The organism is uncultured Boseongicola sp., from assembly GCF_937988555.1.
Taxonomy (GTDB): Bacteria; Pseudomonadota; Alphaproteobacteria; order Rhodobacterales; family Rhodobacteraceae; genus Boseongicola.
Map to the genome: position 1 here is coordinate 1 of NZ_CALJXO010000126.1, position 25,964 is coordinate 25,964.

Here is a 25,964-nt window from a genome sequence, read left to right on the forward strand (position 1 = left end):
GAACCGTTTACGCATTCCAGGAGCGGCTTGAGGCGCTCGCGACAGGCGTGCACCGTTTCCAGCATCTGCGCGTTGGGCAGTTCGTAATCGACGACGGTCGTAAAGTCGCGCAGCCCAGCGTCGATCTCTTGCACGCGTAGGGACTCTTGATCGATGTTTTCGCGCACTTCGTCAGACGGCACGATGATGTGGTTGGCGTAGTTTATCGTCGCGGTGAGACGCTCGATGTATTTCGCACGACTGGCTTCGGTTTGGTACTCGGGGAAATCGACCGGGATCGTGTCGTGGATCATCACGATCTTGCGGTTGTCAGGCATCTCCATCATCGCGCGGAAGGTCTGCGAATTCAAGTTTGTGTGGCCGACGTTGATGTAGGCAAGCCCGTTCGGCATCCGCCACATGATCTTGCGGATCGACAGGCTTGACGAGCGAGATGAGGCAATTGCCCGGATCGTCGAGGCCAGATCAGCTCCATCAAGGTCATCGCGCTCAAGGTAGTCCGGCAGACGCGGCAGGCGGTCTGGTTCGAACATCAGGAAACCGCGCGGTGTGCGGATCAGCGCCCAGCCACCGCGACGGATCGTTTCATGAAGGTACGCACGCTCCACCCGGTCAATACCAGTCGCAGCGTGCGGACCAAGTCGCGAGAAAGTCCTGCTAAGATCAAGGACGGGGGTAGCCAAATTTGAGCGCCTACTTACTTCAGATTTCGGATTCTTATTACTACTAGGCCGCGCGGATCAATGGAGATATGTCGCGAAGGTATGCGGCAAACTCGTCCTGCAATTCTTCTCGTGCAAGGGCAAAACTAACGGTAGCCTGCAGAAAACCAGCCTTCGAGCCGCAATCAAAGCGCTGACCTTCGAATTTCAGGGCATAGACTTTGCGTTTGGCGTCCATTTCTTCGGCAATAGCGTCGGTCAATTGGATTTCACCACCCGCGCCGGATTTTTGACGGTTCAAGGTCTCCAGCACATCCGGGGTCAGGATATAGCGACCGATCACTGCAAGATTGGACGGGGCGTCAGCGACTTTTGGTTTTTCGACCATACCCCGAACCGATACCAGTGAGCCGATTTCGGATTCTACGTCGAGGATGCCATAGGAAGATGCCTTTTCCTTCGGGACTTGCATGGTAGCAACCATACTGCCGCCGGTCTCCTGATAGGCCTCGACCATCTGTTGCAGGCACGGTTTTTCGGCAGAGATTACATCGTCGGGCAGGATCACCGCGAAGGGTTCGTCGCCGATCAGCCTGCGCGCACACCAGACGGCATGGCCAAGGCCCATTGGCTTGTGCTGACGTATATAGGCGATTGCGCCGCTTTCCATATTTGTGGATTTCAGCGATTCCAGAAGCTCGTGCTTGCCTGACTTCTCGAGCGAGTCCTCAAGTTGGGGCGCATGATCGAAGTAATCCTCAAGCGCGTTTTTGCCGCGCGAGGTGACGAAGATAAATTCTGTGATACCGGCAGCGCGGGCTTCATCGATCGCGTATTGGATCAACGGCCGGTCGACCAGCGTCATGATTTCTTTGGGGACAGACTTTGTGGCGGGAAGGAAGCGCGTTCCAAGTCCAGCAACGGGGAAGATAGCTTTGGTTACTTGCCTTTTAAGTTCAGACACTCAGACCTCTTACATGCTTTGACGGCCGAACCGGCATGCCGGACGACCCTCGGTTACGATACAGGGTGGTCATCATCCCCACCGTCCCCTGCCGTTGGTTTTTTTTCGCCGATCCCCCTTTGCAATGCAACTCGCCCGGTTTCTTCTTCCGCCCGTTCGGCAAATCTGCACCACCTGAAACGGTGCCATTTCGAACGCTTTGGCCGAACAGGCCGCCGGTTTGTAACCAGATTCCAGGCTGACAGTATCCTGCATGGTCGTGAAGCGCGGTCAGGCAAAAGCCGAAGACGCTTGTCCGCTGGCCGGTGAGGGCGCGCGGGCGCTTGTCTTGCCTAAACCAGCGAGACGCGTGGCGAGCACATGATGCCCAGAGGGTTGGGCGTGGAAGGGCAGAAAGCCCGGCGCCGGCGCAGTTTTGCCTCAAGCAGGGTCAATTCCTCCGACAGCCCGGCCTGCCGTTCCGCAACAAGGGCCGCCAAAAGGCGCGAGATATCGCGGGGTTCGCAGGTTCCGGCCACCAGATGGCGCAAAAGGCGGCCTCGGTCACGCGGATACATGATCTCGACCAGGTCGATTGAGGTCGCTCCATGACGTCGTCTTAGAAACAGGGCCGTGCTGCGTGCGATGTCGAACAGATCGTCGGACGCCGCGCAGGCGCGCGGCGCTGGTGTGATGACCGTCGGGAAGTGGCGCAAACACTGCCCGATGGCCCGCGCCCGCAAGGCGAATAGAAAGACCCGTGTCGTCTTGAGAGCAGCGCTAGGCCGCATCAAAGCCGACAAGATCACACTGTTCCTCGCGGCGAATTGCAAAGTTGGTGCGAAAAAGTTTGACCGCGCGATCTGTAGCAAGAACAGAGACGAAAGGCTGATCGGAGAGGCATTGTTCACTGTGGGTTTCGGCTTCGGTATCCACCGATTCGGCGCACAACTGGAAGCTGATGCAGGTGCGACCGCGAACATGTCCCATGCACACAGCAGCGCCGGTGTGGTTCAAAGCTGCGGCGTCATAGTGCAGTCAGAGCGGCTCTGGCGCATGCCTCCTCGTCGATAGGCGCAACCAGGTCGCCTCCCGCAAGGGCAAGGTCGGCCTTGGGTGTTTGCGAAATGATCGGTTCCGCGCAGATTTCGGTTTTGATGAACGGACGCGCAGGATGATCGACTAAGCCCGAAAGCCCGTCTTCGTCGGCTGCGATGACAATCTCAAAAGTGGAGCAGTCCAGTTACGCAAGCACCGTCAGGCACCGCCGAAGCCAATCGGGCTGTTGATGGCCGGCAACGATGACGCTGACTGGGATCATCCGCCGCCTTCATGGCCTACTCCGGCTGTAGATCGACGGTGGGCGCATAGGCGAGAAAATGCGGATTTCGGAAGTCTGCCTTGCCGTAAGCCAACGGCTTCAGCGTCGTCCGATCGACAACAGCGCCTCCGGCCCCGCGCAGAACTGCGTCGCCTGCGGCCGTGTCCCACTCCATCGTTGGTCCAAGGCGCGGATAGAAGTCGGCCTCGCCCACGGCAACCAGACAGAATTTCAGCGAAGACCCCGCCGCAACGCTGTCGGCCACCTGGTAGCGGTCGATGTAGGCTTCAAGTTCCGGGCTTCGATGCGATTTTGAGGCGACGATGCGCAAGGCGGCATTATTTGCCGTGCTGACGCGGATCGGCGTTGTTGGACCGGGCACATCCTTGGTGAAGTCGCCGGCCTCTTCCACGGCGGCGCCTGTTGCTGTGGTGTAAAACAGACGCCCCTTGGCGGGCGCATAAACGATGCCAAGCGTTGGAACGCCGTCTTCGACCATCGCGATATTGACGGTGAAGTCTCCTCGGCGCTGGACGAATTCCTTGGTCCCGTCGAGAGGATCAACGATCAGAAAAGTCGAAACCGATAGATTGTGCGTGTCCGATTGCTCTTCGGTCACCAGTGGGATGTCGGGGAACGCAGCGCGCAGCCCGGCAGAAATCACGCGATCGGCGGCTTCATCGGCTTCGGTCACCGGGCTTTCATCAGACTTCGAACGCACACCGAAATCATCGCGGCCGTAGACCTCGAGGATAGCCTCCCCACCCAAAAGCGCGAGCCGCCGGAATGTTGCAACCATGTCAGGCCGGTCAAAATCCGCCACCGGGCATCCCTTCAGTCTGGAAAAACACGTCTTGGCAGCGTTATGCTGCGCCTGCGGGGCAACGACAAGAGCCGACGGCGCAAAGGCACCGCGACTTTGGGCAACATGCAAGCGGGACAAAAAATGTTTCAGACGGAAAGCAGAACATCGCTGGCGCATGGCGCAGCCACGATTCTGGTGCTGGTCTTCCACAACACTGTACGTTCGATCAGAAAGACGCATCGCGATGCGACCGTCGCAATCCTCTACAATATTTTGCAGACGGTGATCATGGTCGGGGCATTTTTCGTCCTTCTCGACGTGTTGGGGCTTCGTGGGAACGCGATCCGGGGGGATTTCCTGCTGTATGTGATGTCCGGCATCTTTGTCTTCATGACGCACGTCAAATCGGTTGGCGCTGTTATGGGCTCGGAAGGGCCAACGTCGCCGATGATGCAGCACCGGCCGATGAACCAGGTTGTTGCGGTCTGCGCCTCGGCCCTCGGCGCGTTTTATATTCAGATCGTCTCAATGATCGCGATTTTGGTGGTGTATCACCTTGTCTGGACCCCGATCGAGATAGCGCAACCTTTTGGCGCTTGCATGATGCTGGTGCTGGCGTGGTTTTCGGGGTGCGCGGTTGGCATGGTTTTGCTGGCGCTTAAGCCGTGGCTGCCAAAAGGGACGGCCATCATCATGCAGATATACTCGCGGGCAAACATGTTTGCCTCGGGAAAAATGTTCGTGGCCAACACGCTCCCAGCGCATATGGTGGCGATGTTCGCATGGAATCCTCTGTTTCACATCATTGATCAGGGCAGAGGATTTATATTTTTGAACTATAATCCGATGAAATCGTCGCTGATGTATCCGCTGTGGGTCTCACTTGTGCTGCTCGCCATCGGGATCATCGGTGTGTTCTATACGTCACGGCGCGCATCGCTAAGCTGGGACGCGGCAAGGTGATTCGGGCGATTTGCCTGTTGCTGGCGCTGACCGGCCCGGCGGTCGCCTCGCAACACAGTTGGCCGGCGCTTCATGATGTGATCGGCGTTTTGGACAACGACGTTCTGAACGTTCGCTCGGACCCGGATAGGGCGGGAGACGTGCTGACCACCCTGCCCTCGGATACGTCTGATATCGAAGTGATCCGCCCAAACGACGATCTGACATGGGGTCTTGTGAACGTCAACGAGGGCATCGGCTGGGTGTCTTTGACGTACCTTGCGCGGCAAACGAAACAGCCGCAACCAGCGTTCCCGGCCATAACCCAGTGTTTCGGCACAGAGCCTTTCTGGTCGACTACTTTTGACGACCCCGCTGTCTTATTGTCGATGCCAGATGTGCCGGTCGCCGAGGGCTTTATCTCAGGAGTTTTCGCCTCAAAGTCGCAGCGCGATCGGTATTTTTACCGTGGTGGTCTTATGTCGCCAGACGCAGGGCCAATCGATGTGACGCTGTCGATCCGGATGCGGGCCTGTCGCGACGGCATGTCTGACCGCGCTTATGGGATCGAAGTGGATATGCTGGTGTCTGACAATGCCCTGGACAACGGCTTCCGCGAGCCCGGTCTTTATTCGGGCTGCTGCACTATTGCGCCACCCGCAGAGTGACGTTGATCCGGCCGCCATCCGGCAATAAATCGGATGCTCCGAATTGGATGCGGTCGATACCGTGAAATGCCAGCCGAGCGTGACCTGACAGTACAGCCACATCGCCGGAAGCAAGCCAACGGCTTTTCGTCGGGTCTTTGCGATCCTTGCCGCCGACCCGAAAGAGCCCTGGATCGCCAAGCGAGATCGACACCACTGGCCAGTGAAGATCCGCTTCGTCCTTATCCTGCTGAAGCCCCATCCTTGCGCCCTCGCCGTAGAAATTCACCAGACAGCTATCGGGGTCAGTGTCACTGCCGGACACTGCCCGCCAGACGTCTAGAATTGATGCGGGAATATCCGGCCACGCGCCGCCACCGGCGTGACGGTCCGCGTAGCGATAGCCTGAACTATCTATCATCCAGCCGACCGCACCTGCCGCCGTCATGCGCACACTCATCTTACGCCCGCCGGGACTCTGATACTGGCGAAATGGTGCCGCGCGGGCGACTGCGCGCAGATTTTCAAGCATGCCGGCCTGCGCCGTCAAATCGAGCCAGCCGGGCCAGATCTGTGCGCCATTAAGATCGACAGGTTGGCTAGGTGTTGCGTTAAACAGATCAGGCATTCACATAATTCCGGAAATTTAGGTCCAAATCACAGCGTTCGACCGCTTGCAGGCTCATATTCACCCACCTATATACCCCACGAAGCCGTGATAACCCGATAGGGGAGTCACATTCCTTGGGATGGGGCCTGAGGTGCCATAATGGGCCAGAGCCCCAACAATCGCCAGAATAGAGGATTTGAGCATGGGTAAAGTAATCGGTATTGACCTTGGTACGACAAACAGCTGCGTCGCTATCATGGACGGCAGCCAGCCGCGGGTCATCGAAAACGCAGAAGGCGCACGCACGACACCGTCGATCGTCGCTTTCACAGACAGCGAGCGTCTCGTTGGCCAGCCTGCAAAACGTCAGGCCGTCACCAACCCTGAAAACACCATCTTTGCGGTGAAGCGCCTGATCGGGCGCCGGGTCGACGACGCTGAAGTCGCTAAAGACAAAGACATCATGTCTTACGAAATCGTCGATGGTGGCAACGGCGACGCATGGGTGCAGGCGGGCGACAAGAAGTATTCGCCGTCGCAGGTATCTGCATTCATACTGCAAAAGATGAAAGAAACCGCCGAGAGCTATCTTGGTGAAGAGGTCACGCAAGCCGTTATCACGGTCCCGGCCTATTTCAACGATGCTCAGCGTCAGGCGACGAAAGACGCCGGTAAGATCGCGGGCCTTGAAGTCCTGCGAATTATCAACGAGCCGACCGCGGCGGCCCTTGCCTATGGTCTCGACAAGAAAGAGACCAAGACTATCGCGGTCTATGACCTTGGCGGCGGCACGTTCGACATCACCATTCTGGAAATCGACGACGGTCTGTTCGAAGTTAAATCTACCAACGGCGACACGTTCCTTGGCGGCGAAGATTTCGACATGCGTATCGTGAACTACCTTGCTGCTGAGTTCAAAAAGGAACACGGCGCGGATCTGACGAAGGACAAGATGGCGCTTCAGCGTCTGAAAGAAGCGGCTGAAAAGGCCAAGATCGAATTGTCGTCGTCCAGCCAGACAGAGATTAACCAGCCGTTCATCTCGATGAACAAAGATACCGGTCAGCCGCTGCACATGGTCATGAAGCTGACCCGTGCAAAGCTGGAAAGCCTTGTGTCTGATCTGATCAAGAACTCAATCAAGCCATGTCAGGCTGCTTTGAAAGATGCCGGCCTGTCCACGTCGGACATTGACGAAATTGTTCTTGTTGGTGGTATGACCCGGATGCCGCGCGTTGTTGAAGAAGTAACCAAGTTCTTCGGTAAAGAACCACACAAGGGCGTGAACCCGGACGAAGTGGTTGCGCTGGGCGCCGCCATTCAGGCCGGTGTTCTGCAAGGCGACGTGAAGGATGTGGTCCTTCTTGACGTCACGCCATTGTCGCTAGGTATCGAGACACTGGGCGGTGTCTTCACGCGCTTGATCGACCGCAACACAACGATCCCGACGAAGAAGTCGCAGATCTTCTCAACTGCGGAAGACAACCAGAATGCCGTGACTTTGCGTGTGTTCCAAGGTGAGCGTGAAATGGCTACGGACAACAAGATGCTGGGCCAGTTCAACCTTGAGAGTATCCCGCCTGCGCCACGCGGCCTGCCGCAGATCGAAGTGACTTTTGACATCGACGCCAACGGCATCGTTGAGGTCACCGCGAAAGACAAAGGCACCGGCAAAGAGCATAAGATCACGATCCAAGCCTCGGGCGGTCTGTCTGATGAGGATATCGAAAAGATGGTCCAAGACGCTGAGGCTAATGCCGAGGCTGATAAGGATCGCAAAGATCTTGTCGAAGCCAAGAACGCGGCGGAAAGTCTCATCCACTCGACTGAAAAGGCGATGGAAGAGCATAAAGACAAGGTTGATCCAACGACGATCGAAGTCATCGAACTGGCCATTGCCAACCTGACCGAGCAGATGGAAACCGAAGACGCGGGCAAAATCCGCGGCGGCATCCAGAACGTGACGGAATCGGCAATGAAACTTGGCGAAGCGATCTACAAGTCGCAGCAAGAAGCTTCGGGCGAGGCTGATCCAGATGAGGAAACGCGCGGCGTAGACGACGACATCGTTGATGCCGACTTCGAAGACCTCGACGACGACAAGCGCGCCTAAAGGCGACACGACGAACGCGAGGGCCGGCCTGACCCGTTCAGGCCGGCTCTCGCGTTGCAAAGGAACGACATCAGATGGCAAAGCGTGATTATTACGAGATTCTTGGGGTCTCGAAGGGCGCGTCGGCTGACGAGATCAAGAAGGGCTATCGCCAGAAGGCGAAAGAGCTTCATCCCGACCGCAACTCCGATAACCCTGAAGCCGAAGCACAGTTCAAAGAAGCGAATGAGGCCCATGAAGTTCTGAAGGACGCCGATAAAAAGGCGGCCTACGACCGATTTGGTCACGCGGCCTTTGAAGGCGGCGGGCGTCAGGGCGGCTTTGGTGGCGGCGGTCAGGGCGACTTTTCATCGGCGTTCTCGGACGTGTTTGACGATCTTTTCGGCGACGTTATGGGCGGACGCCGTGGTGGCGCCGGTCAACGGGCGGCGCGCGGGTCGGACCTGCGGTATAACTTGCGAATTTCTTTGGAAGACGCCTTTAGCGGACTTCAAAAAGCGGTCCAGGTGCCAACCGCAGTCGGTTGTGACGTCTGTGAGGGCACGGGTGCGCAGGGTGGTGCCGAACCTACAAGCTGTCCGACGTGTTCCGGAATGGGGAAAGTGCGCGCGCAGCAGGGCTTTTTCACCGTTGAACGGACCTGCCCGACCTGTTCCGGCATGGGCCAGATCATCCAGAACCCCTGCACAAACTGCGGCGGCGCGGGCCGTGTTGAAAAGGATCGTTCGCTGTCAGTGAACATCCCCGCAGGCGTCGAAACCGGTACACGCATCCGGCTTTCCGGCGAAGGCGAGGCCGGTTTGCGCGGTGGGCCGACGGGCGACCTTTATATCTTTATCGAGGTTGCGGAACACACGCTTTTCAAACGCGATGGAGCAAGTCTTTACTGCCACGTGCCTGTTTCTATGACTGCCGCGGCTATAGGCGGCGATATCGAAGTGCCAACAATTGACGGCGGTCGCAGCCGGGTCAAAGTGCCCGCTGGAAGCCAATCTGGTCGCCAGATGCGCCTACGGTCCAAAGGTATGCCTGCGCTCAGAGGCGGGCCTTCTGGCGATATGTTCATCGAACTGGCGGTTGAGACACCAGTGAACCTGACGTCGAAGCAAAAAGAGCTTTTGAAAGAGTTCGAGAAGCTTTCAGAAGAGAACAACCCCGAGACGTCTGGGTTCTTCAAGAAGGTCAAAACCTTCTGGGATGGCATGAAGAGCTGAGGCACACTGAATTCTTCCGAACTTCCTGATCTTTGTTAATCTTGGTTGCCACTAAGGTTGGCGCCGGGCCCTAAATTGAGTGTCGCCATATTTTCTTCATGACGCCAGACAAGGCTCTTGAAGGAGACATTTGATGGTGCGTTTTCTATTGGTGATCCTGTCTTTCGTTTTGATGGGCTGCGGAGGGTCCACACCCATCGCTGACTTCAGCAACTGCTCGGTCGCTTACAGGTGATTTGATATTGGCAAGGTCAGTGGCAATCACATCGCCGGGGCGTCACTTCGCAATACGCGTCCCGTCGTCAGTGAACAGGTCAACGATTTCGGCTGGGACAAGTTCGATGGCTGCTTTGTCATCTGGCACAGCGGCCTGTTGCGCGGGCACTATAAGTCCAACGGAATTCAGACCATGGCCCGTCTTGGTCCGATCTGTACGAACCAGATCAATGAATACGACTTTGGCTCCTACGGAAGCGCGTCGGGCAAAGTTACTGTCCGCGAGGGCTTTGTCCATAATCTTGGAATGTGAAAGCTAGACACGACGAAACGCGGTTTCTTCCATCCTGGCGAATTTGATATCCGCCGCACCAACGCGGGACCGTCGAAAAGCGCCCTGCGGCTAACGCGATGTTCCCCCTGAACAAATCAGCGTGACGTGCATGTCTGATCCGTCTTTCAATGAAACCTCGCTGTCACTTTTTGAGGGGGCAGGAGCTGATCGTCACCGGCACGCAGGGGCGGCTCCAATCTTATATCGAGACCCATCGCCAGCGGTTACGCGAAAGGGTCATTTTATGGCGCGTGGTGATGCCAGACTATGAGATTCTTGAGCTGTGCTGTTCAGGCCGCTAGCGCACTGTGACGCGAAGCCAGTTGCCAGCCGGGTGCTTGAGACCTTCGGCGATTTCAATCACGTCTTGTCCGCACCGGTATCGCGCCTGACAGACATTCGCGGTGTTGGGTTTGCATTGGTCAGAGATTTCAAGTTGATCGAAGCGGTAGCGCATCGCATGGCGCGTGCGCGTATCTTGCAGTCGCCCGTGTTGTCGTCATGGGACGCGCCTTTGGACTTTTCCCGCGCAGCGATTTCACACCTAAAGACTGAGTAATTCAGAGTGCTCTTTCTGGATCGTAAGCACGTCCTAATCGCGGATGAGGCGCAGGCTACCTTTAGCGCGCCGCAAGCCGGATCTCGCGAAACAGCGTGGTCAGCGAAACGATGTCCCCAAGATTGTCGCAGCTTGGCATCGACAGCGTCACGTCACGTTTCATCAGGCCGCCGAACGCATCTGTCTGAATTGCTGTAGCGACCGTTAAACGCCCACAGGTTTCCGAGGTGACTTCGGCTTCAGCGCTAAGGTGCACAGCGCCGCGCCGCGATGAGTCACTGCGCGGAAAGGTGTAGACCTGCGCCATCGCGCCGGACCCATCACCAAGCTGCATTAGAAATCCGCGTGACCCGTCGGTTTCAACCTGTCCCGGAGCCCCCGAATGGACATGGCCCGCGCCGCCATAAGCCGCGTCATATTCCAGTGCATTCAGGCCCAGTATCTGCGGTCCGTCCCATGTCAAAGCCACGCGGGACACGTTTCGGACATCGGGCATCGGCAAAGAAACTGTCTCGACCGAACCATCCGCAAAACGCAACGTCACGCTTGGTGCTACAGACAGCGCGGGCAGATCGGCCGAAAGGCGGCCGTTTGCGTCAAGCCGCCAGTCAACATGCATCCCATCCTGAGCGACATTGACCGTTTGCTCTGCCAGACATGGTGCTGCGACCTCCAGCCAGATCACACCGGCGCCGCCTGCACTCGCATCGACTGTTATGCGACAGGGCGCGCCCATAGGCACAGCAGAGGCGTCTTCCAGGGGAAGCTCGGGAAGCGGCGGGTCGTCTGTGATGCGGTCGCCTGGGGTAAAGTCAGGCGCCTGAAACGGGGTAAGCGTGGCCGCGGGGGGCACAGGCAGGCCCGGCGCGCGAGTGCCTTCGTGCACCACTGGGCCGGCATCCGGGGTAAGTCCACGTACGGCAAGATTCGTGTCGCGCGCGAGCACGTTCTGCATGATGTGACCGGCGGAGAACGCCAGGATCATCACCGACACACCCAAAATGGCGCGCCGTCGAATTGCGGGGTCGCGTAAGATCAATCCTGCCTCCGTTGTCAGCACGGGTAACCCCACCGGACCGATCATTTATGCCGGTGGTTTCTTGATCAAAGCCTACCGCAAAACGGGTTGTGTCGCGCATCATTCGATACGCGGCGCTATATTTACCAACAGTTTGAAGCCATTACGCCACAGGCCGTCAGAGCGACCCGTGGCAATGCTTGAATTTCTTGCCTGATCCACACGGACAGACGTCGTTGCGGCCAGGGTTGCCCCAAGTCGCCGGATCGGCTTCGACAAAACCTGCATCGATGGCCTCCTGCGTCGGCGCGGGTGGAGACGCGTCTTCGACGGCAGGAGCCGCACCGGTGGCCGCCTGCTGTTGCGCCAGCATTTGCTGCATCATCGCCTGCTGCTCTTCTTGCGACATTGGCCGGATCTGAGCGAGCTTTTCAGTGACTTCGCCGCGAAGGCCGTCAAGCAAACCTTCGAACAATTGGAACGCTTCGGTCTTGTATTCGTTCAAGGGATCACGTTGCGCATAGGACCGGAAACCGACGACTGAACGTAGGTGTTCAAGCGTCAGAAGGTGCTCGCGCCATTTCGCATCCATCGTCTGCAACAAAAGCTGCTTTTCGATCGAGCGCATATTTTCGGCACCGAATTGCTCGCCCTTCGCTTTCATGAATTCGCCAGACGCCTCATAAAGCCGTTCGCGGATTTCCTCGTCATCCACGCCTTCTTCATCACCCCATTCGACAACCGGAACCGTGACACCCAGCTTTTCCTCAAGAGCAACCTTCAGACCTTCAGTATCCCACTGATCTGCATAGGATTTCGGTGGAATATAGGTGTCGACCAGATCGTCAATCACCTGATCGCGCATGTCCTGAACGATCTCTTCAAGCTCGTCCGCTTCCATGATTTCTCGGCGTTGACCAAAGATCACTTTCCGCTGGTCGTTCATCACGTCGTCAAACTTCAAAAGCTGTTTACGGATGTCAAAGTTGCGCCCTTCGACCTTCGCCTGCGCACGCTCGAGCGACTTGTTTACCCAGGGGTGTTTGATCGCTTCGCCCTCGTTCATGCCAAGCGTCGACAACACTTTGTCGAGCCGTTCAGAACCGAAAAGCCGCATCAGATCGTCTTCGCGGCTAAGGAAGAACGACGAACGGCCGGGGTCACCCTGACGGCCTGAACGGCCGCGTAGCTGATTGTCGATCCGCCGGCTTTCGTGACGCTCTGTTGCCAGAACATAAAGGCCGCCCGCTGCGATCACCTTTCCCTTGGCGTCAGCAACCTCGGCTTCGATCCGTGAACGCAAGGCTTCCGGGTCGGCTTCGGGGTCTTCTGCCAATGCCTGAAGCACGCGCATCTCAACGTTGCCGCCAAGCTGAATGTCAGTGCCCCGACCCGCCATGTTGGTCGCAATGGTCACAGCGTCTGGTTTGCCCGCATCGGCGATGATCTGCGCCTCCTGCTCGTGCTGCCGCGCGTTCAGGACGTTATGGGGAATACCCTCTTTTTCAAGAAGCTGCGCGAGGAACTCAGACCGTTCAATCGAAGTCGTGCCGACAAGAACCGGTTGCCCGGTCTTATTCGCGGCTTGGATTTCTTTGACTACACCGTCAAATTTCTCTTGCGCCGTGCGATAAATCTGGTCGTCTTCGTCGACACGCGCAACAGGGCGGTTTGTGGGGATTTCCACCACACCAAGCCCGTAGATTTCTGCAAATTCATCCGCTTCGGTCGAGGCCGTACCGGTCATCCCGGCAAGTTTCTCATAAAGGCGAAAATAGTTTTGGAACGTAACGGACGCGAGAGTGACGTTCTCGGGTTGGATCGCCACGCCTTCTTTCGCTTCGATCGCCTGATGGAGACCATCTCCAAGACGACGCCCTGACATCATGCGACCGGTAAATTCGTCGATCAGCACAATCGCATCATCGCGGACGATATAATCTTTGTCTTTTGAGAACAGTTTGTGAGCACGCAGACCCTGATTGACGTGATGCACAATCGTCGTGGATTCCGGATCGTAAAGCGATTGTTCCTCGGGCAGCAGGCCTGTTGCATGCAGGCGTTGTTCGAGGAACTCGTTGCCCTCATCTGTGTAGGTCACGTTCCGGGTTTTCTCGTCGAGCGTGAAGTGTTCCCCGGTGATCTCGGGGATCAGCTTGTCGATGGTCACGTACAATTCGGAACGGTCCTGAGCAGGGCCGGAAATCACCAGCGGGGTCCGTGCTTCGTCGATCAGAATCGAGTCGACCTCGTCAACAATTGCGAAGTAGTGGCCACGCTGGCCCATGTCGATCAGGTTCGACTTCATATTGTCGCGCAGATAATCGAAGCCAAGCTCGTTGTTGGTCGCGTAGGTGATGTCAGCTTTGTAGGCCTCTTTCTTCTCTTCGTCGGGCTGCTGCGGATAGACTGCGCCGGTGGTCATACCAAGAGCCGAAAAGACTTTGCCCATCCAGGCCGCGTCACGTCGCACAAGGTAGTCGTTCACGGTGACGATATGCACCGCGCCGCCGGTTAAAGCGTTCAGATAGGCCGGGAACGTCGCCACAAGCGTTTTGCCCTCGCCGGTTTTCATCTCAGCAATATTGCCGCGGTGCATGAATATGCCCCCGATCAATTGCACGTCAAACGCACGCAGTCCCAGCGCGCGTCTCGCACCCTCGCGGCAGTTCGCGAAAGCCTCGGGAAGAAGGCTTTCAAGGCTTTCGCCCTCGGTCGCCCGTTTTTTGAATTCTTCCGTCTTGGTGATCAGGCCCGCGTCGTCGAGCGCCGAATACTCGGGCTCGAGCGCATTGATCTTATCAATGATCGGCTGAGTCGCCTTAATCAGGCGGTCATTTGCGGTCCCAAAGACCTTTTTCTTAATTTTTCCGAATCCAAGCATCTACACCAACCTTAACGTGCGTGTCTGACGGGGTCGCGTGAAGAGATCCGCTTGCCCGTGCCTCTGGCTCGCCATAGAAGGGCAAAACGAAACCGGTATCCCGTGTTGAACGCGATGTAAGCGCGCGGTTTCACACTGTCAACGTCGCCTGCCGCTGCGGCATCGAGAGAGGGTTAATTATGGCTTTTAAACGCGCGTTTTCTGGCGCTTGTGTTGCGCTTCTGGCGCTATCCGCTCCAATCCACGCTGATAGCCACGTGTCTGCCGACACTGTGGTCGCAACCGTGAACGGCGCCGAAATTACACTGGCGCACATGATCGTGTTGAAACAGCGTCTGCCCGCTCAGTACCAGTCGCTGCCCGCGGATGTTCTGTTCGACGGCATCCTCGATCAGTTGGTTCAGCAAACCGTTCTTGGGCAGTCCGGTGGCGATCTTTCGCCCGGCTCGCAAGCCACGCTTGAAAACGAGGACCGCGCTTTGCGTGCAGCCGAGTTGATCCAAGCCATCACCGATGAAGCGATCACCGAAGATGCTCTTCAGGCAGCCTATGAGGAAACATACGCCGGGATCGTCCCGGAAACTGAATATAATGCTTCGCACATCCTGTTCACTCAGGAAGATGGTGCCGAAGAAGGTCTGGCCCGCAAAGAGGCGCTTCAGGCCATTGCCGATCTGGAAGAGGGCGCTGAATTTTCGCTTCTGGCGCAGGAACGCTCGGATGGCCCGTCGGGACCGAACGGCGGTGAGCTTGGCTGGTTTGGTGCGGGCGCTATGGTCGCTCCTTTTGAAGAAGCCGTCGCGTCGATGGAGGCCGGCACCGTCTCAGGTCCGGTCGAGACACAATTCGGCTGGCACGTGATCCGGTTGAACGAGACGCGTCTGAAAGAGGCTCCACCACTTGACGTTGTGCGCGCCGATCTGACGACGCAGTTGCGGCAGGTGGCGGTCGAAGCCCGCGTGGCTGATTTGACCGACGGCGCCGACATCACCCGCGTGACGGTTGACGACATTGACCCAGCCCTTCTCGATAATCTCTCGCTTCTGGAGAACTGATCTTGGCCGGAAAGCTATCTGTTTCGCCATTGGCGCCCAAGGCTGGCTTTCCTGATCTGCCCGTCATCAAGGGCGTGCAGTTTGCAACCGTTGCGGCCGGCATCAAATACAAAGACCGCGCCGATGTGATGCTGGCATTCTGCCCTGATACGGCCTGCGTGGCGGGCGTTTTTACCACTTCGAAGACATGCTCGGCTGCGGTCACAGACTGCCGCGCTAAGCTTGGCAGAAGCGGCACTGGCGGCGTGGCGATCGTCGTGAATTCTGGCAACGCGAACGCATTCACCGGCATCAAGGGCGTTCGGTCTGTCGAGCGCATTTGCGACGCGACCGCGCAAGCCACGGACGTTCCCGCGACGAACATTTTCACGGCCTCCACAGGAGTTATCGGGGAACCTCTTCCCGATGACAAAATCACCGCCACGCTTCAACTGCTTGCCGCCAACGCCAACCCCGCTGGGATTGGAGATGCCGCGCGTGCGATCATGACCACGGACACCTTCCCGAAAGGCGCCTCAAAGACGCTGAAAATACGGGGCAAGACGGTTAACATCGCCGGGATCGCCAAGGGCTCGGGGATGATCGCCCCAGATATGGCGACCATGCTGGTCTATATCTTCACAGACGCCTGGGTGTCTTTTGATACGCTTCAGGCCTGGACGACCGAGATGGCGGACAAGACCTTCAACCGGATTACCGTCGACAGTGACACTTCCACCTCGGACACCCTTCTGGTTGTCGCGACGGATGGGGCCAACGTTGATGTTGAAGGCGCTCCGAAAGAAGACGTCGCAGCCTTTCGTGCAGCATTTCACGCGGTGATGCTTGATCTGGCCCACCAGGTTGTGCGCGACGGCGAAGGTGCGACAAAGTTTGTAACGGTTGACGTCAATGGCGCAGCCTCGGACGAGGATGCGACGCGCGTCGCCAAATCCATTGCGAATTCGCCGCTGGTTAAAACCGCCATCGCCGGAGAGGACCCGAACTGGGGTCGCGTGGTCATGGCTGTTGGAAAATCTGGCGCCGAGGCTGACCGTGATCGCCTGTCGATCTGGTTTGGAGATACTCTGGTTGCCAGGGATGGTCAGATTGCCCCCGGCTATATCGAGGCCGACGCCGCGGCACATATGAAGGGCGAGAACGTGACGATCCGCGTTGATCTTGGGCTTGGCGACGGATCCTCCACGTTCTGGACCTGCGATCTGACGGCGCAATACATTGCGATCAATGCCGATTACCGGTCGTGAAGACAGTGCTTGTCTCGGCCGTGGCGCTTGTTGATCCGGACGGGCGTGTTCTGATTGCGCAGCGCCCCGAGGGCAAGTCCATGGCTGGTCTCTGGGAGTTTCCGGGCGGCAAGGTGGAAATCGGAGAGACCCCCGAAGCCGCGCTGATCCGCGAATTGCGGGAAGAGCTTGGGATCGACACCTGGGCCAGCTGCCTTGCGCCGCTGACCTTCGCAAGCCACGCCTATGACGACTTCCATTTGCTGATGCCGCTGTTTGCTTGCCGTAAATGGGACGGCACGCCGATTGCGCAAGAAGGCCAGACTCTGAAATGGGTGTTCACGCGGGACCTGCGCGACTTTCCAATGCCACCCGCAGACGCTCCGCTGATCCCGATCCTGCGAGATTGGTTATAGCTGCGCGGGATTTGTGCGCTCTGGCGCAACAAATAAAAAACGCAGAGCTTTTAGTTGTACCAAATTCGTCTATGATGTTGGGACCGAATTGCTGGGGCGGCAGAATGATCAGAACGATCCTGTTGGGAAGTTGCGTATCGGTTCAGGGGCGTTTTGTTCAGGCCCTATCAGACGGACGCATCGCAGTTCGGGTCGGTAAGCGGCTCTACTTCGGATTGCCTGTATAAGCCTTCTGTCAAGAGCGGTGAATTCACGAAAGCTTGGGCATTTGGTTTCATTCAGGGCAAAGACGCGCTGCGAGGATGTGGCGCCCTTTCGCGTGTTAGAGGGAAGTGCAGATTCCCGGTAGGGGCCGCGAATGAAATCTACCAATGTCGGCTTCCGACCCACCCCCGAGAGTCATATCGTCAACCGCTTTGGCCGATTGCCATCTCAACTATCTTGGCATGAACCGCCAACTGATCCTCTGGGAGTTTTTTGGTAGGAAGACCGGCCGCAGCTGCCAGCTTTTGTTGCAGAACTAGAAACTCTCCGGAAACGACTGAACCGACGACTGCTTGCCCCGGACCGCTCAGTGCCTCTGCAAGCGGAACAAAAACAACGCCTTCTTCTTTCAGGCGCGCGAAGTAATCAGATGCGATATCCGCGAAAAATGGCACATTATGCCCCAAAGTGATGCCGATAGTCTCTTTGCCGAACCAAACCTCCGCAGCAGCCATGTCATGACGTAGCTGGGCTGCTGAAAAATCCAGGAAGCTTGTTTTTACGAATTCCAGGGCAGCCTTGTCGCGGGAATCCAAGGCGTTTCTATAGGCGCGGTTCCACGTCCATTCGTAGGCCCAGGACGTAACGTCGACTGGCGTTAAGCTTCTGGACCGAAGATGGGAATTCACTTTCTCTAGTTTCTCTGGCGTCTCACCCCAATGGCATAATGGATGTCGAAACAGTTTCAGCGGAGCCTTGGATACCCAGGGAGCCAGATGCGTTTCAGCCGCATCAATATCCGCGATGAACGCCTCGGCGGTAACATCAGGCAATTCGATATGCGAATGGGTGTGATTGGCGATGTGATGCCCGTCAGAAACCCAATCATCGAGGATTTTAGAGAACTCCGGGTGTTTCAGAAGAGGCCACGAGTTAGAAAAGGAATAGACGCCTGATATCGAGTGTTCTTTCAATGCGCTTCGGATCGACCTCACAATTCCATCAGCGGTATATCCGGGCGGTGGATAGGATTGTGGCCACAACGGTAGGTCATCCATTGTGAAGGCGATTTTCATTTTTGGGCTCTCTTGGTGATTGCTTCTTTGATGGAAACTATTGCCTCAAAGAAGGCCTCTGTCGATGTCGGCTGTGTCACCCCCGGCCGACATCCTTCTCTACTTCGCCAAGTCCATCCAACAGAAAAAAAGGCCCGCACAAAGTGCGGGCCTCAAAGCGGAATAATGTTCCGCTAATTTTGCGTCACCTTACTTCAGATTACGTTCGACCTCTTCACGCTCGAAAATCTCGATGACGTCATTCGGGCGGATGTCTTCGTAGTTCTCAAACGCCATGCCGCATTCCTGACCAGACTGGACTTCGGGCACTTCGTCCTTGAAGCGCTTCAAAGTCTTCAGCGTGCCTTCGTGAATCACGACGTTGTCGCGCAGAAGGCGTACCCCTGCCGAACGACGCGCGATGCCTTCGGTGACGAGACACCCCGCAACTTTGCCGACGTTCGAGACCTTGAAGACCTCTTTGATCTGCGCGTAGCCGATGAAGTTCTCACGAACCTCTGCCGACAAAAGACCCGACGCCGCCGCTTTCACGTCGTCCACAAGATCGTAGATCACGCTGTAATAGCGGATTTCCACGCCCTTCTGGTTAGCTGCGTTTCGCGCCGGCGCGTTTGCCCGCACGTTAAAGCCAAACACTGGCGACCCCGAGGCTTCCGCCAGACCGATGTCGCTTTCCGTGATCGCACCCACGCCCGAGTGCAAAACCCGAACACGCACTTCGTCGTTGCCGATTTTCTCCATCGCCTGAACGATGGCTTCGGCAGAACCCTGCACGTCGGCTTTGACGAGGATTGGTAGTTCGCTAACGTCTTCGTTGGCTTTGGCATTTGCCATAAGCTGTTCGAGCGTTGTTGCAGCACCAGCCGCAGCGCGTTTATCTTTGGCGGCATTCGCGCGATATTCTGCGATCTCGCGCGCCTGCGCTTCGGTTGAGACGACGCTTAGAACGTCACCCGCTTCTGGTGTGCCGTTCAGACCAAGCACCTCGACTGGAACCGACGGTCCGGCTTCTTTCACGCGGTCACCATGATCGTTTTCCATAGCGCGGACGCGGCCCCACTGCTCGCCGACAACAAAGATGTCGCCCTGACGAAGGGTGCCGTTCTGCACCAGAACAGTCGCGACAGGACCACGGCCCACATCAAGCTGCGCTTCGATAACCGCGCCCGTTGCGGCGCGCGCTGGGTTGGCTTTCAGTTCCAGTATTTCCGACTGAAGGGAGATCGCCTCAAGCAGTTGTTCCAGACCAGTGCCGTTGATCGCCGAAACCTCAACGTCCTGCACTTCGCCAGACATCTGCTCGACGATGACCTCGTGCTGAAGCAAGTCGGTGCGAACTTTGTTTGGATCTGCGTCCGGACGGTCGATCTTGTTGATCGCCACGATCATCGGGACTTTCGCCGCCTTCGCGTGGTTAATCGCCTCGATCGTTTGCGGCATGACCGCGTCGTCCGCTGCAACCACCAGAACAACAATGTCCGTTACCTGAGCGCCTCGGGCACGCATCGACGTAAACGCCGCGTGACCCGGAGTATCGAGGAAGGTCATCTTCCTGCCACCCTGCTCGACCTGATAGGCGCCGATATGCTGCGTAATGCCACCGGCTTCGCCAGCAACAACTTTTGCATTCCGGATGGCGTCCAGAAGCGAGGTTTTACCGTGGTCGACGTGACCCATAACAGTGATGACCGGAGGACGATCCTGAAGATCCTCGTCCTTGTCTTCAGCACCAACGATAACTTGCTCCACGTCAGCATCGGAAACCCGCTGCACTTTGTGGCCAAATTCTTCGATGATAAGCTCCGCTGTATCTGCGTCGATCGACTGGTTCTGCGTTGCCATGATGCCGCTGGTCATCAGCGACTTCACGATGTCCGCTACACGTTCAGACATCCGGTTGGCCAACTCACCCACGGTGATTGCCTCCGGAAGCCGCACTGTGCGCATTACTTTTTCACGTTCGACGTTTCCGCCCATGGCTTTTTGACGCGCACGCTCTTGCTTGCGCTTCATCGCCGCCATCGATTTCTGACGTCCGCCTTCGCCACCAGTCAACGCCTGGTTCAGCGTTAGCTTGCCGCCGCGGCGACTACTATCGTCGCGCGTCGGCTTTGCCTTGCGGGCATCTCGGTCGTCGCGATCCCTGCGCGGAGCCAGCGCAGGCTTCATCGCGCCTGTGCGTGGTGCAGCAGCAGCTGGCTTTGTTTCGGAAGGAGCGGCAGGTGCCGCCGCGAGCGTTTTCGCTTCTTCGGCTTCGCGGGTGCGGCGTTCGTCATCTTCCGCCTTGGCTTTCGCCATTTCCTCGCGATCGCGCTCTTCTTGCTCTTTGGCGTCGATCTCGGCGCGGCGACGCTCACGGTCTTCCGCACGCGACTTTTCTTCAACCGCACGCGCAATCGCCTCGTCGGCCTCGGCCGCACGGGCAGCGGCGAGCGCTTTCATCCGGCGTTCGAGCTCGGCGTCGGTGATGCCTGCGGGACGCCTCGAAGGATCAGTCGCAGGCGAGAACGTTCCACCAGAACCGTCAGCCGGTTTGGCCGTGCCTGGTTTCGGGACCACAACACGCTTACGCTTCGTCTCAACCACGACGCTCTTGGTCCGGCCGTGGCTAAAGCTTTGCTTTACCTGTCCCGGACGGCTGCTTCGCAGCCCCAGAGTCTTTTTGCCGTCATTATCGCTCATATGGTCTACTTTACCTTTCCGGTGGCAGGGCCACCGTCCACTTCGCGAACGCCAGATAGCCGAATAGCGTCCTCTCTGATACGTTCAGTGAGTCCGCCAAATCCGAGCGCCGCATGTATCACACGTTCGCGCCCAAAGGACAAACCCAATTCTGATGCTGTTAACACCTCGAAATAACTGCCCCTTCCGCCCGGAGCATGGAGCTTTGATTTTCCTCTTTCGGACCCGTCTGAGGCCTGAAAAAGGATACGTGCGTCTTCCTTGCCAAGCCAGTCACGCACCTTCTCGTAACCGGCAATTGCGCGCCCCGCTTTGCGCGCCATCGACACGCCATCTATCAACCGGCGCACCAAAAGCGTTTCCACATCCGCTACCAGCGTTTCAGGCACAATCACAGTTTGCTTCGCCGCGCGGGCAAACAGACCCTTCTTCATCGCAGTTTCAAGTGCTGCGCGATCCGCCGCGACCCAGATGCCGCGACCCGGAAGCTTCTCCAGAACGTCCGGCACCACGACCCCATCAGGCGACACAGCAAATCGGATCAGCCCACGCTTAGGCTGAACTTCGCCAGTGGCGATGCAGCGACGTTCGGGATCGTCGCGCGACTTGTCCTTGCCACCTCGTGACATGAAAACGAACCGAGGCCTGCGATCAGGCCTCGACCTCCTCGGTTGCGCCGTCTTCACCCTCTTTAGCTTCGGCTTCATCAGCCACAAGATCCGCAGGGTCGACCCAGCCAAGCTGGATACGGGCGGTCATAACCAAGGTCTGCGCTTCCTCAAGCGACATATCGAATTTCTCAAGGACGCCTTCGTCCTTCACACGTTCGCCGTCGACCGTGGTCCAGCCGCCGGCCAGCTCCCAGTCCGCACAGGTCGCAAAGTCCTCCAGCGTTTTGACATCGTCTTCGGCCAGCGCTTCCACCATCTGCGGTGTCAGGCCGTCAAATCCGATGAGGCTGTCTTCGGCGCCCATCTCGCGGGCGCGATCAAGAGCTTTCTCGTTCTGTGCTTCCAGATAGTCGCGCGCACGCGCCTGAAGCTCACCCACTGTGCTGTCGTCGACACCATCAATAACCATAAGTTCCTCTGCCTCGACGTATGCGACCTCTTCAAGATTGGTGAAGCCTTCCGAGACCAGCAACTGAGCAAAGAATTCGTCCAGATCAAGCGTGTCCATAAACAGCTTGGTGCGCAGTTCGAACTCTGCCTGACGCCGTGTTGATTCTTCTTCTTCGGTTATGATGTCGATATCGAGGTGCGTCAGCTGCGACGCCAGACGCACGTTTTGACCACGACGGCCAATTGCGAGGCTCAACTGTTCTTCTGGCACAACAACTTCGATCTTGCCTGCGTCTTCATCAAGAACAACCTTCGAAACCTCCGCTGGCTGCAGAGCGTTCACGAGGAACGTCGGCGCGTCTTCATTCCATGGAATGATGTCAATCTTCTCGCCCTGAAGTTCGTTCACAACGGCCTGCACGCGCGAACCACGCATACCGACGCAAGCGCCAACCGGGTCAATTGAGTTGTCATAAGAAATCACGGCGATCTTCGCGCGCGAACCGGGATCACGGGCAACGGCCTTGATCTCGATGATTCCGTCGTAAATCTCGGGCACTTCCATTTTGAACAGCTCAGCCATGAATTCGGGCGCCGTCCGGCTGAGGAAAATCTGCGGACCGCGCGCTTCGCGGCGAACTTCCTTGATGTAGCAACGGATGCGGTCGTTCGGGCGATAGCTTTCGCGGCCAATCTTCTCGTTCCGACGCAGCACAGCCTCGCCGCGACCCACGTCGACGATGACGTTACCGTACTCCTCGCGCTTAACCTGACCATTGATGATCGTGCCCGCGCGGTCCTTAAATTCTTCGTACTGACGATCACGCTCGGCTTCGCGGACCTTTTGCAAGATCACCTGCTTGGCCGACTGCGCGGCAATCCGACCCATTTCCACGGGTGGAACTTCGTCAACAATCGTGTCGCCGATTTTCGGGTCATCAAGATATTGCTTGGCCTGCTCAGGCGTCAGTTGCGATTGATAGTTCTCAAGCTCTTCGTCTTCCGGATCAATGACCGTGCGAACCCGTGTGAACGTGGCTTTGCCGGTTTTCCGGTCGATCGACACGCGAATGTCCATCTCGGCGCCGTAACGCGACTTCGCCGCACGGGCGAGACTTTCTTCCATCGCTTCGATCACGAGACCGGGGTCGATCATCTTCTCACGCGCGACCGCCTCGGCCGTTTGCAGAAGTTCAAGCTGGTTTGCGGAAGTAATCGCCATTCTTCAGGTCTCCTCGTCGCCATCAATGATGGTCTGTATTTCGTCGAATTGTTTTTCGTCTACATCGCCTGCGTCCTTGCGGGCACGCAACACATCGCGAATCAGATCGTCGGTCAGAACCAGTTTCGCGTCCGACAACCATTCATAGTTCAGGCCAATCGTCGCTGGTTCGCCCTGAATTTCGATCTCGATAAGCACATCACCGTCTTCGGTGCCCTGAAGCTGGCCCTTAAAGCGACGGCGGCCGTCAATCATTTCCGTCGTCTCAAGCTTCACTTCGTGCCCTTGCCAGGCATCGAAGTCCTTTAGACGCGTCAATGGACGGTCGATGCCAGGGCTTGAAACTTCAAGCGTGTAAGCATCCTCAAGCGGATCTTCGACGTCCAAAGTTGCGCTGACAGCCGTCGAAATCCGGGCGCAATCGTCGACCTCAATACCGCCGGCGGCCTTGTCAGCCATGATCTGAAGCGTCTTTGTCTCGCCGCCCATCAACCGCACACGCACCAATTCGAACCCCATGTCTTCAATGACAGGCGTAATGATATCGGCCATTCGCCGATCCATACTGGTTTTTGCAATCAGTTCAGACATAGTCGTTCAGCTTGCCTTCAGGCACAAAAAAACGGGCGCGCGGCCCGTAAAAATTTCCGGTGGAGCGTCGGGGGTGGAAGCCGAAGCGCCGCTGTTGAGAGGGGATATACGCGCGAAGGTATGAGTCTGCAAGGGGAAAGACGGGGGTGTTGCTGTTGGGGCGTCTTGCTTTACCCAAGACTTGCGACATGGTGTGCAAACAGCAGCGCGCCAATTTAACGGCAGACTGATTTCTCGGGGACACATGACCAATGATCCGGATTGCAAAACGCCACCCCTATCTCGTCACTGCTTTTGCGTTTGCTTTGGCTGTAATGCTGTTCTTCACAGTCCGGCTTGCAGCATCAATGATCTTCTGGAACGACCGCGCCCACCTCGACCAGCCGCTTGCCGGATGGATGACGCCCCGCTACATCACCCGGTCCTGGAACGTTCCGCCAGACTTTGTGGCGACAACGCTCGCGCTTGAGCGCGATGGGGCCGGACGCCGCGTCACCCTTCAGGACCTGGCGGACCAACAAGGTCGCAGCCTCGAATCACTGATCCAAGATCTCAAAATCGCCCTTTCAAGCCGCCGCGCGACCGCCAATGAATGAAACTCTCTTCGGCTACGTCTCAACCTATGGGCTGCCGGTCGTTGCCGTGGCGGCCTATCTGTCGTGTCTCGCTATACCGATCCCGACATCGGCTGTCATGCTTGCCGCAGGGGCCTTTGCCGCGGCAGGAGACCTCATCCTTTGGCAGGTCGTCACCTTGGCTTGGCTCGCCGCTGTTCTTGGCGATCAGACCGGCTTTTTTATCGGGCGGAAGGGCGGCGCGCGCATTATCGAGATTCTGGAGGCACATCCGCGCCGTGCTGCGCTGATCGGTAACGCACGCGCGCTGATGCAGAGATGGGGCGGGGTTGGTGTTTTCTTTTCGACGTGGCTTTTTGCGCCCTTGGGGCCTTGGGTAAACTTCCTTGCAGGGTCCGCCAAGCTTTCATGGATTCGCTTTACACTCTGGGACATCGCCGGCGAGGCCATCTGGGTTGGGCTTTATGTTTCGCTAGGCTTTCAGTTCGCCGCCCGACTGCCGGAGATCACGACCATTCTCAACGACTGGGCTGGGCTGATATCTGCTGCCGTCGTCACTCTGGGCCTCGCCCTTTTCCTGCTGCATAAGGTTCGTGCATCCAGGAACGACAACGCATCGCATGGGAGGTGAAATTGGACAAGCCACACGCCCCGAAACAGCTCGCCCAGCGCAAAGATTTTCGGGACGAGCCACATGCCTTTGACTGCCTCTGAACAGACGCTCTTCGATCTGCGCCTGGAGCGCTCGCGCCGGGATCTGTTCGACATGTGTGAAGCGCTTTACGGACGTCATCCGGACTATACCTCGTTTCGCGCCCGGCTTGAGGCCGCAATGCAGGAAGCCTGGGAACAACGTCCTGACGATCTCAAATGGCTCGATATGAAGCGGGATCTTGAGCCCGACTGGTTCCAGCGGCCCGATATGGTGGGCTATGTCTTTTACATCGACCAGTTCGCAGGTGACCTGAACGGCGTGCTTGGCAAGCTCGATTATCTTGAAGAGATGGGTGTGACCTATGTCCACCTGATGCCCTGCCTCAAGCCGCGCCCGGGTGACAGCGATGGCGGCTATTCGGTTATGGACTACCGCGCCATCAACCCGATCTACGGCACGATGGAAGATTTTGTGCGTGTGGCCACGGCCTTGCGGACGCGGGGAATGTCGCTTTGCATTGATCTTGTTCTGAACCACACGGCACGCGAGCACGCTTGGGCTGAGGACGCCCGTGCCGGGGATGTGGCCAAGCAGAACTACTTCCATATTTTTGAAGATCGCGCGCTGCCGGACCAGTACGAACAAACCCTGACCGAGGTTTTTCCCGAACACGCCCCCGGAAGCTTCACCTTCGACAACAGCCTGCAAAAATGGGTCTGGACCACGTTCAATACCCACCAGTGGGACCTGAACTGGGCCAACCCCAACGTATTCTTAGAGATCGCCGAGGTCATGCTTTATCTCGCAAACAGAGGCGTCAAGAACTGGAGAGACAAACAGAGCAAAAGCTGGCGGAAGAAAGAAGGCAATTGGGGGAAGAGAGAAAAGAAGAAAAGAATCGGCGAATGGAAGACATTAAAAAACAAAAAGAAG

General features: G+C 57.3%; 23 protein-coding genes and 2 pseudogenes. 12 read left to right on the top strand and 13 right to left on the bottom strand.

Annotated elements, in window-relative coordinates:
* From Q1B15_RS23370 to cysQ, 5 genes and pseudogenes are all read right to left on the bottom strand, one after another.
* Positions 1 to 350: pseudogene (locus Q1B15_RS23370) on the bottom strand (hypothetical protein); the annotation flags it as partial.
* A complete protein-coding gene (locus Q1B15_RS23375) occupies positions 347 to 484 on the bottom strand; it encodes a hypothetical protein (protein WP_366141687.1) in 138 nt (45 codons plus the stop codon). The gene Q1B15_RS23375 and the pseudogene Q1B15_RS23370, both read right to left, overlap by 4 nt.
* Before the next feature lie 242 nt (positions 485 to 726).
* Positions 727 to 1,626 carry a UTP--glucose-1-phosphate uridylyltransferase GalU gene (galU, locus tag Q1B15_RS06765; RefSeq protein ID WP_299752012.1) on the bottom strand — a complete coding sequence of 300 codons (900 nt, stop codon included), beginning with the start codon at positions 1,624 to 1,626 and terminating at the stop codon, positions 727 to 729.
* A gap of 332 nt (positions 1,627 to 1,958) precedes the next feature.
* Positions 1,959 to 2,408: a hypothetical protein gene (locus Q1B15_RS06770; protein ID WP_299752015.1), complete on the bottom strand. Its 450-nt coding sequence runs from the start codon at positions 2,406 to 2,408 to the stop codon at positions 1,959 to 1,961.
* Positions 2,409 to 2,942: 534 nt separating this feature from the next.
* The gene (cysQ, locus tag Q1B15_RS06775) at positions 2,943 to 3,725 is read right to left on the bottom strand and encodes a 3'(2'),5'-bisphosphate nucleotidase CysQ (RefSeq protein ID WP_299752070.1); all 783 of its coding nucleotides are present in this window, start codon (positions 3,723 to 3,725) and stop codon (positions 2,943 to 2,945) included.
* Positions 3,726 to 3,872: 147 nt separating this feature from the next.
* On the opposite strand from cysQ, the gene Q1B15_RS06780 reads away from it, so the two are divergent.
* Positions 3,873 to 4,694, top strand: coding sequence for an ABC transporter permease (locus tag Q1B15_RS06780; RefSeq protein WP_299752017.1), 822 nt, complete (start codon positions 3,873 to 3,875; stop codon positions 4,692 to 4,694).
* Complete coding sequence (locus Q1B15_RS06785) at positions 4,691 to 5,341, top strand: hypothetical protein (RefSeq protein ID WP_299752018.1); 651 nt, start codon at positions 4,691 to 4,693, stop codon at positions 5,339 to 5,341. Before Q1B15_RS06780 ends, Q1B15_RS06785 begins: the two co-directional genes overlap by 4 nt.
* On the opposite strand, the gene Q1B15_RS06790 is transcribed toward Q1B15_RS06785, so the two are convergent.
* A complete protein-coding gene (locus tag Q1B15_RS06790; RefSeq protein WP_299752021.1) occupies positions 5,319 to 5,948 on the bottom strand; it encodes an alpha-ketoglutarate-dependent dioxygenase AlkB in 630 nt (209 codons plus the stop codon). The two genes, Q1B15_RS06785 and Q1B15_RS06790, sit on opposite strands and share 23 nt — an antisense overlap.
* Positions 5,949 to 6,132: 184 nt before the next feature.
* Between Q1B15_RS06790 and dnaK the strand changes: the two genes are divergently transcribed.
* The 3 genes from dnaK (at position 6,133) to Q1B15_RS06805 (ending at position 10,366) form a co-directional block, all read left to right on the top strand.
* Positions 6,133 to 8,043, top strand: coding sequence for a molecular chaperone DnaK (dnaK, locus tag Q1B15_RS06795; RefSeq protein WP_299752023.1), 1,911 nt, complete (start codon positions 6,133 to 6,135; stop codon positions 8,041 to 8,043).
* A 74-nt stretch (positions 8,044 to 8,117) separates the two neighbouring features.
* Entirely contained in the window at positions 8,118 to 9,257 is a 1,140-nt protein-coding gene (gene dnaJ, locus Q1B15_RS06800; RefSeq protein ID WP_299752026.1) for a molecular chaperone DnaJ, read from the top strand.
* A gap of 833 nt (positions 9,258 to 10,090) precedes the next feature.
* Positions 10,091 to 10,366, top strand: a complete 276-nt coding sequence (locus Q1B15_RS06805) for a hypothetical protein (protein ID WP_299752029.1) — start codon at positions 10,091 to 10,093, stop codon at positions 10,364 to 10,366.
* 61 nt (positions 10,367 to 10,427) lie between these two features.
* Here the strand turns inward: Q1B15_RS06805 and Q1B15_RS06810 are convergent, their stop codons facing one another.
* Positions 10,428 to 11,426, bottom strand: a complete 999-nt coding sequence (locus Q1B15_RS06810) for a hypothetical protein (protein WP_299752032.1) — start codon at positions 11,424 to 11,426, stop codon at positions 10,428 to 10,430.
* Positions 11,427 to 11,562: 136 nt separating this feature from the next.
* The gene (gene secA, locus Q1B15_RS06815) at positions 11,563 to 14,268 is read right to left on the bottom strand and encodes a preprotein translocase subunit SecA (RefSeq protein WP_299752035.1); all 2,706 of its coding nucleotides are present in this window, start codon (positions 14,266 to 14,268) and stop codon (positions 11,563 to 11,565) included.
* 179 nt (positions 14,269 to 14,447) lie between these two features.
* Here secA and Q1B15_RS06820 point away from each other — a divergent pair, with 179 nt between their 5' ends.
* The 4 genes from Q1B15_RS06820 to Q1B15_RS06835 all read left to right on the top strand — a co-directional run bounded on the left by Q1B15_RS06820 (position 14,448) and on the right by Q1B15_RS06835 (position 17,192).
* Positions 14,448 to 15,323: a peptidylprolyl isomerase gene (locus Q1B15_RS06820; RefSeq protein WP_299752038.1), complete on the top strand. Its 876-nt coding sequence runs from the start codon at positions 14,448 to 14,450 to the stop codon at positions 15,321 to 15,323.
* A 2-nt stretch (positions 15,324 to 15,325) separates the two neighbouring features.
* Positions 15,326 to 16,570: a bifunctional glutamate N-acetyltransferase/amino-acid acetyltransferase ArgJ gene (argJ, locus tag Q1B15_RS06825; protein ID WP_299752041.1), complete on the top strand. Its 1,245-nt coding sequence runs from the start codon at positions 15,326 to 15,328 to the stop codon at positions 16,568 to 16,570.
* Entirely contained in the window at positions 16,567 to 16,965 is a 399-nt protein-coding gene (mutT, locus tag Q1B15_RS06830; RefSeq protein ID WP_299752044.1) for an 8-oxo-dGTP diphosphatase MutT, read from the top strand. The genes argJ and mutT overlap by 4 nt, the downstream gene beginning before the upstream one ends.
* A 104-nt stretch (positions 16,966 to 17,069) precedes the next feature.
* Positions 17,070 to 17,192, top strand: coding sequence for a hypothetical protein (locus tag Q1B15_RS06835; RefSeq protein ID WP_299752047.1), 123 nt, complete (start codon positions 17,070 to 17,072; stop codon positions 17,190 to 17,192).
* A gap of 180 nt (positions 17,193 to 17,372) precedes the next feature.
* Here the strand turns inward: Q1B15_RS06835 and Q1B15_RS06840 are convergent.
* From Q1B15_RS06840 to rimP, 5 genes and pseudogenes are all read right to left on the bottom strand, one after another.
* Positions 17,373 to 18,248 (bottom strand): annotated as a pseudogene (locus tag Q1B15_RS06840) (polysaccharide deacetylase family protein); the annotation flags it as partial.
* Between the two features lie 186 nt (positions 18,249 to 18,434).
* A complete protein-coding gene (gene infB / locus Q1B15_RS06845; RefSeq protein WP_299752050.1) occupies positions 18,435 to 20,927 on the bottom strand; it encodes a translation initiation factor IF-2 in 2,493 nt (830 codons plus the stop codon).
* Positions 20,928 to 20,932: 5 nt separating this feature from the next.
* A complete protein-coding gene (locus tag Q1B15_RS06850; RefSeq protein ID WP_299752053.1) occupies positions 20,933 to 21,556 on the bottom strand; it encodes an RNA-binding protein in 624 nt (207 codons plus the stop codon).
* A 22-nt stretch (positions 21,557 to 21,578) separates the two neighbouring features.
* Entirely contained in the window at positions 21,579 to 23,210 is a 1,632-nt protein-coding gene (nusA, locus tag Q1B15_RS06855; protein WP_299752055.1) for a transcription termination factor NusA, read from the bottom strand.
* A 3-nt stretch (positions 23,211 to 23,213) separates the two neighbouring features.
* A complete protein-coding gene (gene rimP, locus Q1B15_RS06860; protein WP_299752058.1) occupies positions 23,214 to 23,801 on the bottom strand; it encodes a ribosome maturation factor RimP in 588 nt (195 codons plus the stop codon).
* 251 nt (positions 23,802 to 24,052) lie between these two features.
* On the opposite strand from rimP, the gene Q1B15_RS06865 reads away from it, so the two are divergent.
* The 3 genes from Q1B15_RS06865 to Q1B15_RS06875 all read left to right on the top strand — a co-directional run.
* Complete coding sequence (locus Q1B15_RS06865) at positions 24,053 to 24,397, top strand: hypothetical protein (RefSeq protein WP_299752061.1); 345 nt, start codon at positions 24,053 to 24,055, stop codon at positions 24,395 to 24,397.
* A complete protein-coding gene (locus Q1B15_RS06870) occupies positions 24,390 to 25,007 on the top strand; it encodes a VTT domain-containing protein (protein ID WP_299752064.1) in 618 nt (205 codons plus the stop codon). Before Q1B15_RS06865 ends, Q1B15_RS06870 begins: the two co-directional genes overlap by 8 nt.
* 63 nt (positions 25,008 to 25,070) lie before the next feature.
* The coding region (locus tag Q1B15_RS06875) for an alpha-amylase family glycosyl hydrolase (protein ID WP_299752067.1) at positions 25,071 to 25,964 on the top strand (894 nt) is incomplete at its 3' end.

What these genes read in the sequence shown, in the direction of transcription:
- infB (WP_299752050.1), bottom strand. Translation starts at nt 20,927, where the DNA reads ATGAGCGATAATGACGGCAAAAAGACTCTGGGGCTGCGAAGCAGCCGT.
- Q1B15_RS06865 (WP_299752061.1), top strand. Translation starts at nt 24,053, where the DNA reads ATGATCCGGATTGCAAAACGCCACCCCTATCTCGTCACTGCTTTTGCG.
- rimP (WP_299752058.1), bottom strand. Translation starts at nt 23,801, where the DNA reads ATGTCTGAACTGATTGCAAAAACCAGTATGGATCGGCGAATGGCCGAT.
- secA (WP_299752035.1), bottom strand. Translation starts at nt 14,268, where the DNA reads ATGCTTGGATTCGGAAAAATTAAGAAAAAGGTCTTTGGGACCGCAAAT.
- dnaK (WP_299752023.1), top strand. Translation starts at nt 6,133, where the DNA reads ATGGGTAAAGTAATCGGTATTGACCTTGGTACGACAAACAGCTGCGTC.
- Q1B15_RS06790 (WP_299752021.1), bottom strand. Translation starts at nt 5,948, where the DNA reads ATGCCTGATCTGTTTAACGCAACACCTAGCCAACCTGTCGATCTTAAT.
- dnaJ (WP_299752026.1), top strand. Translation starts at nt 8,118, where the DNA reads ATGGCAAAGCGTGATTATTACGAGATTCTTGGGGTCTCGAAGGGCGCG.
- Q1B15_RS06820 (WP_299752038.1), top strand. Translation starts at nt 14,448, where the DNA reads ATGGCTTTTAAACGCGCGTTTTCTGGCGCTTGTGTTGCGCTTCTGGCG.
- Q1B15_RS06850 (WP_299752053.1), bottom strand. Translation starts at nt 21,556, where the DNA reads ATGTCACGAGGTGGCAAGGACAAGTCGCGCGACGATCCCGAACGTCGC.
- Q1B15_RS06835 (WP_299752047.1), top strand. Translation starts at nt 17,070, where the DNA reads ATGATCAGAACGATCCTGTTGGGAAGTTGCGTATCGGTTCAGGGGCGT.
- Q1B15_RS23375 (WP_366141687.1), bottom strand. Translation starts at nt 484, where the DNA reads ATGACCTTGATGGAGCTGATCTGGCCTCGACGATCCGGGCAATTGCCT.
- nusA (WP_299752055.1), bottom strand. Translation starts at nt 23,210, where the DNA reads ATGGCGATTACTTCCGCAAACCAGCTTGAACTTCTGCAAACGGCCGAG.
- Q1B15_RS06780 (WP_299752017.1), top strand. Translation starts at nt 3,873, where the DNA reads ATGTTTCAGACGGAAAGCAGAACATCGCTGGCGCATGGCGCAGCCACG.
- cysQ (WP_299752070.1), bottom strand. Translation starts at nt 3,725, where the DNA reads ATGGTTGCAACATTCCGGCGGCTCGCGCTTTTGGGTGGGGAGGCTATC.
- Q1B15_RS06870 (WP_299752064.1), top strand. Translation starts at nt 24,390, where the DNA reads ATGAATGAAACTCTCTTCGGCTACGTCTCAACCTATGGGCTGCCGGTC.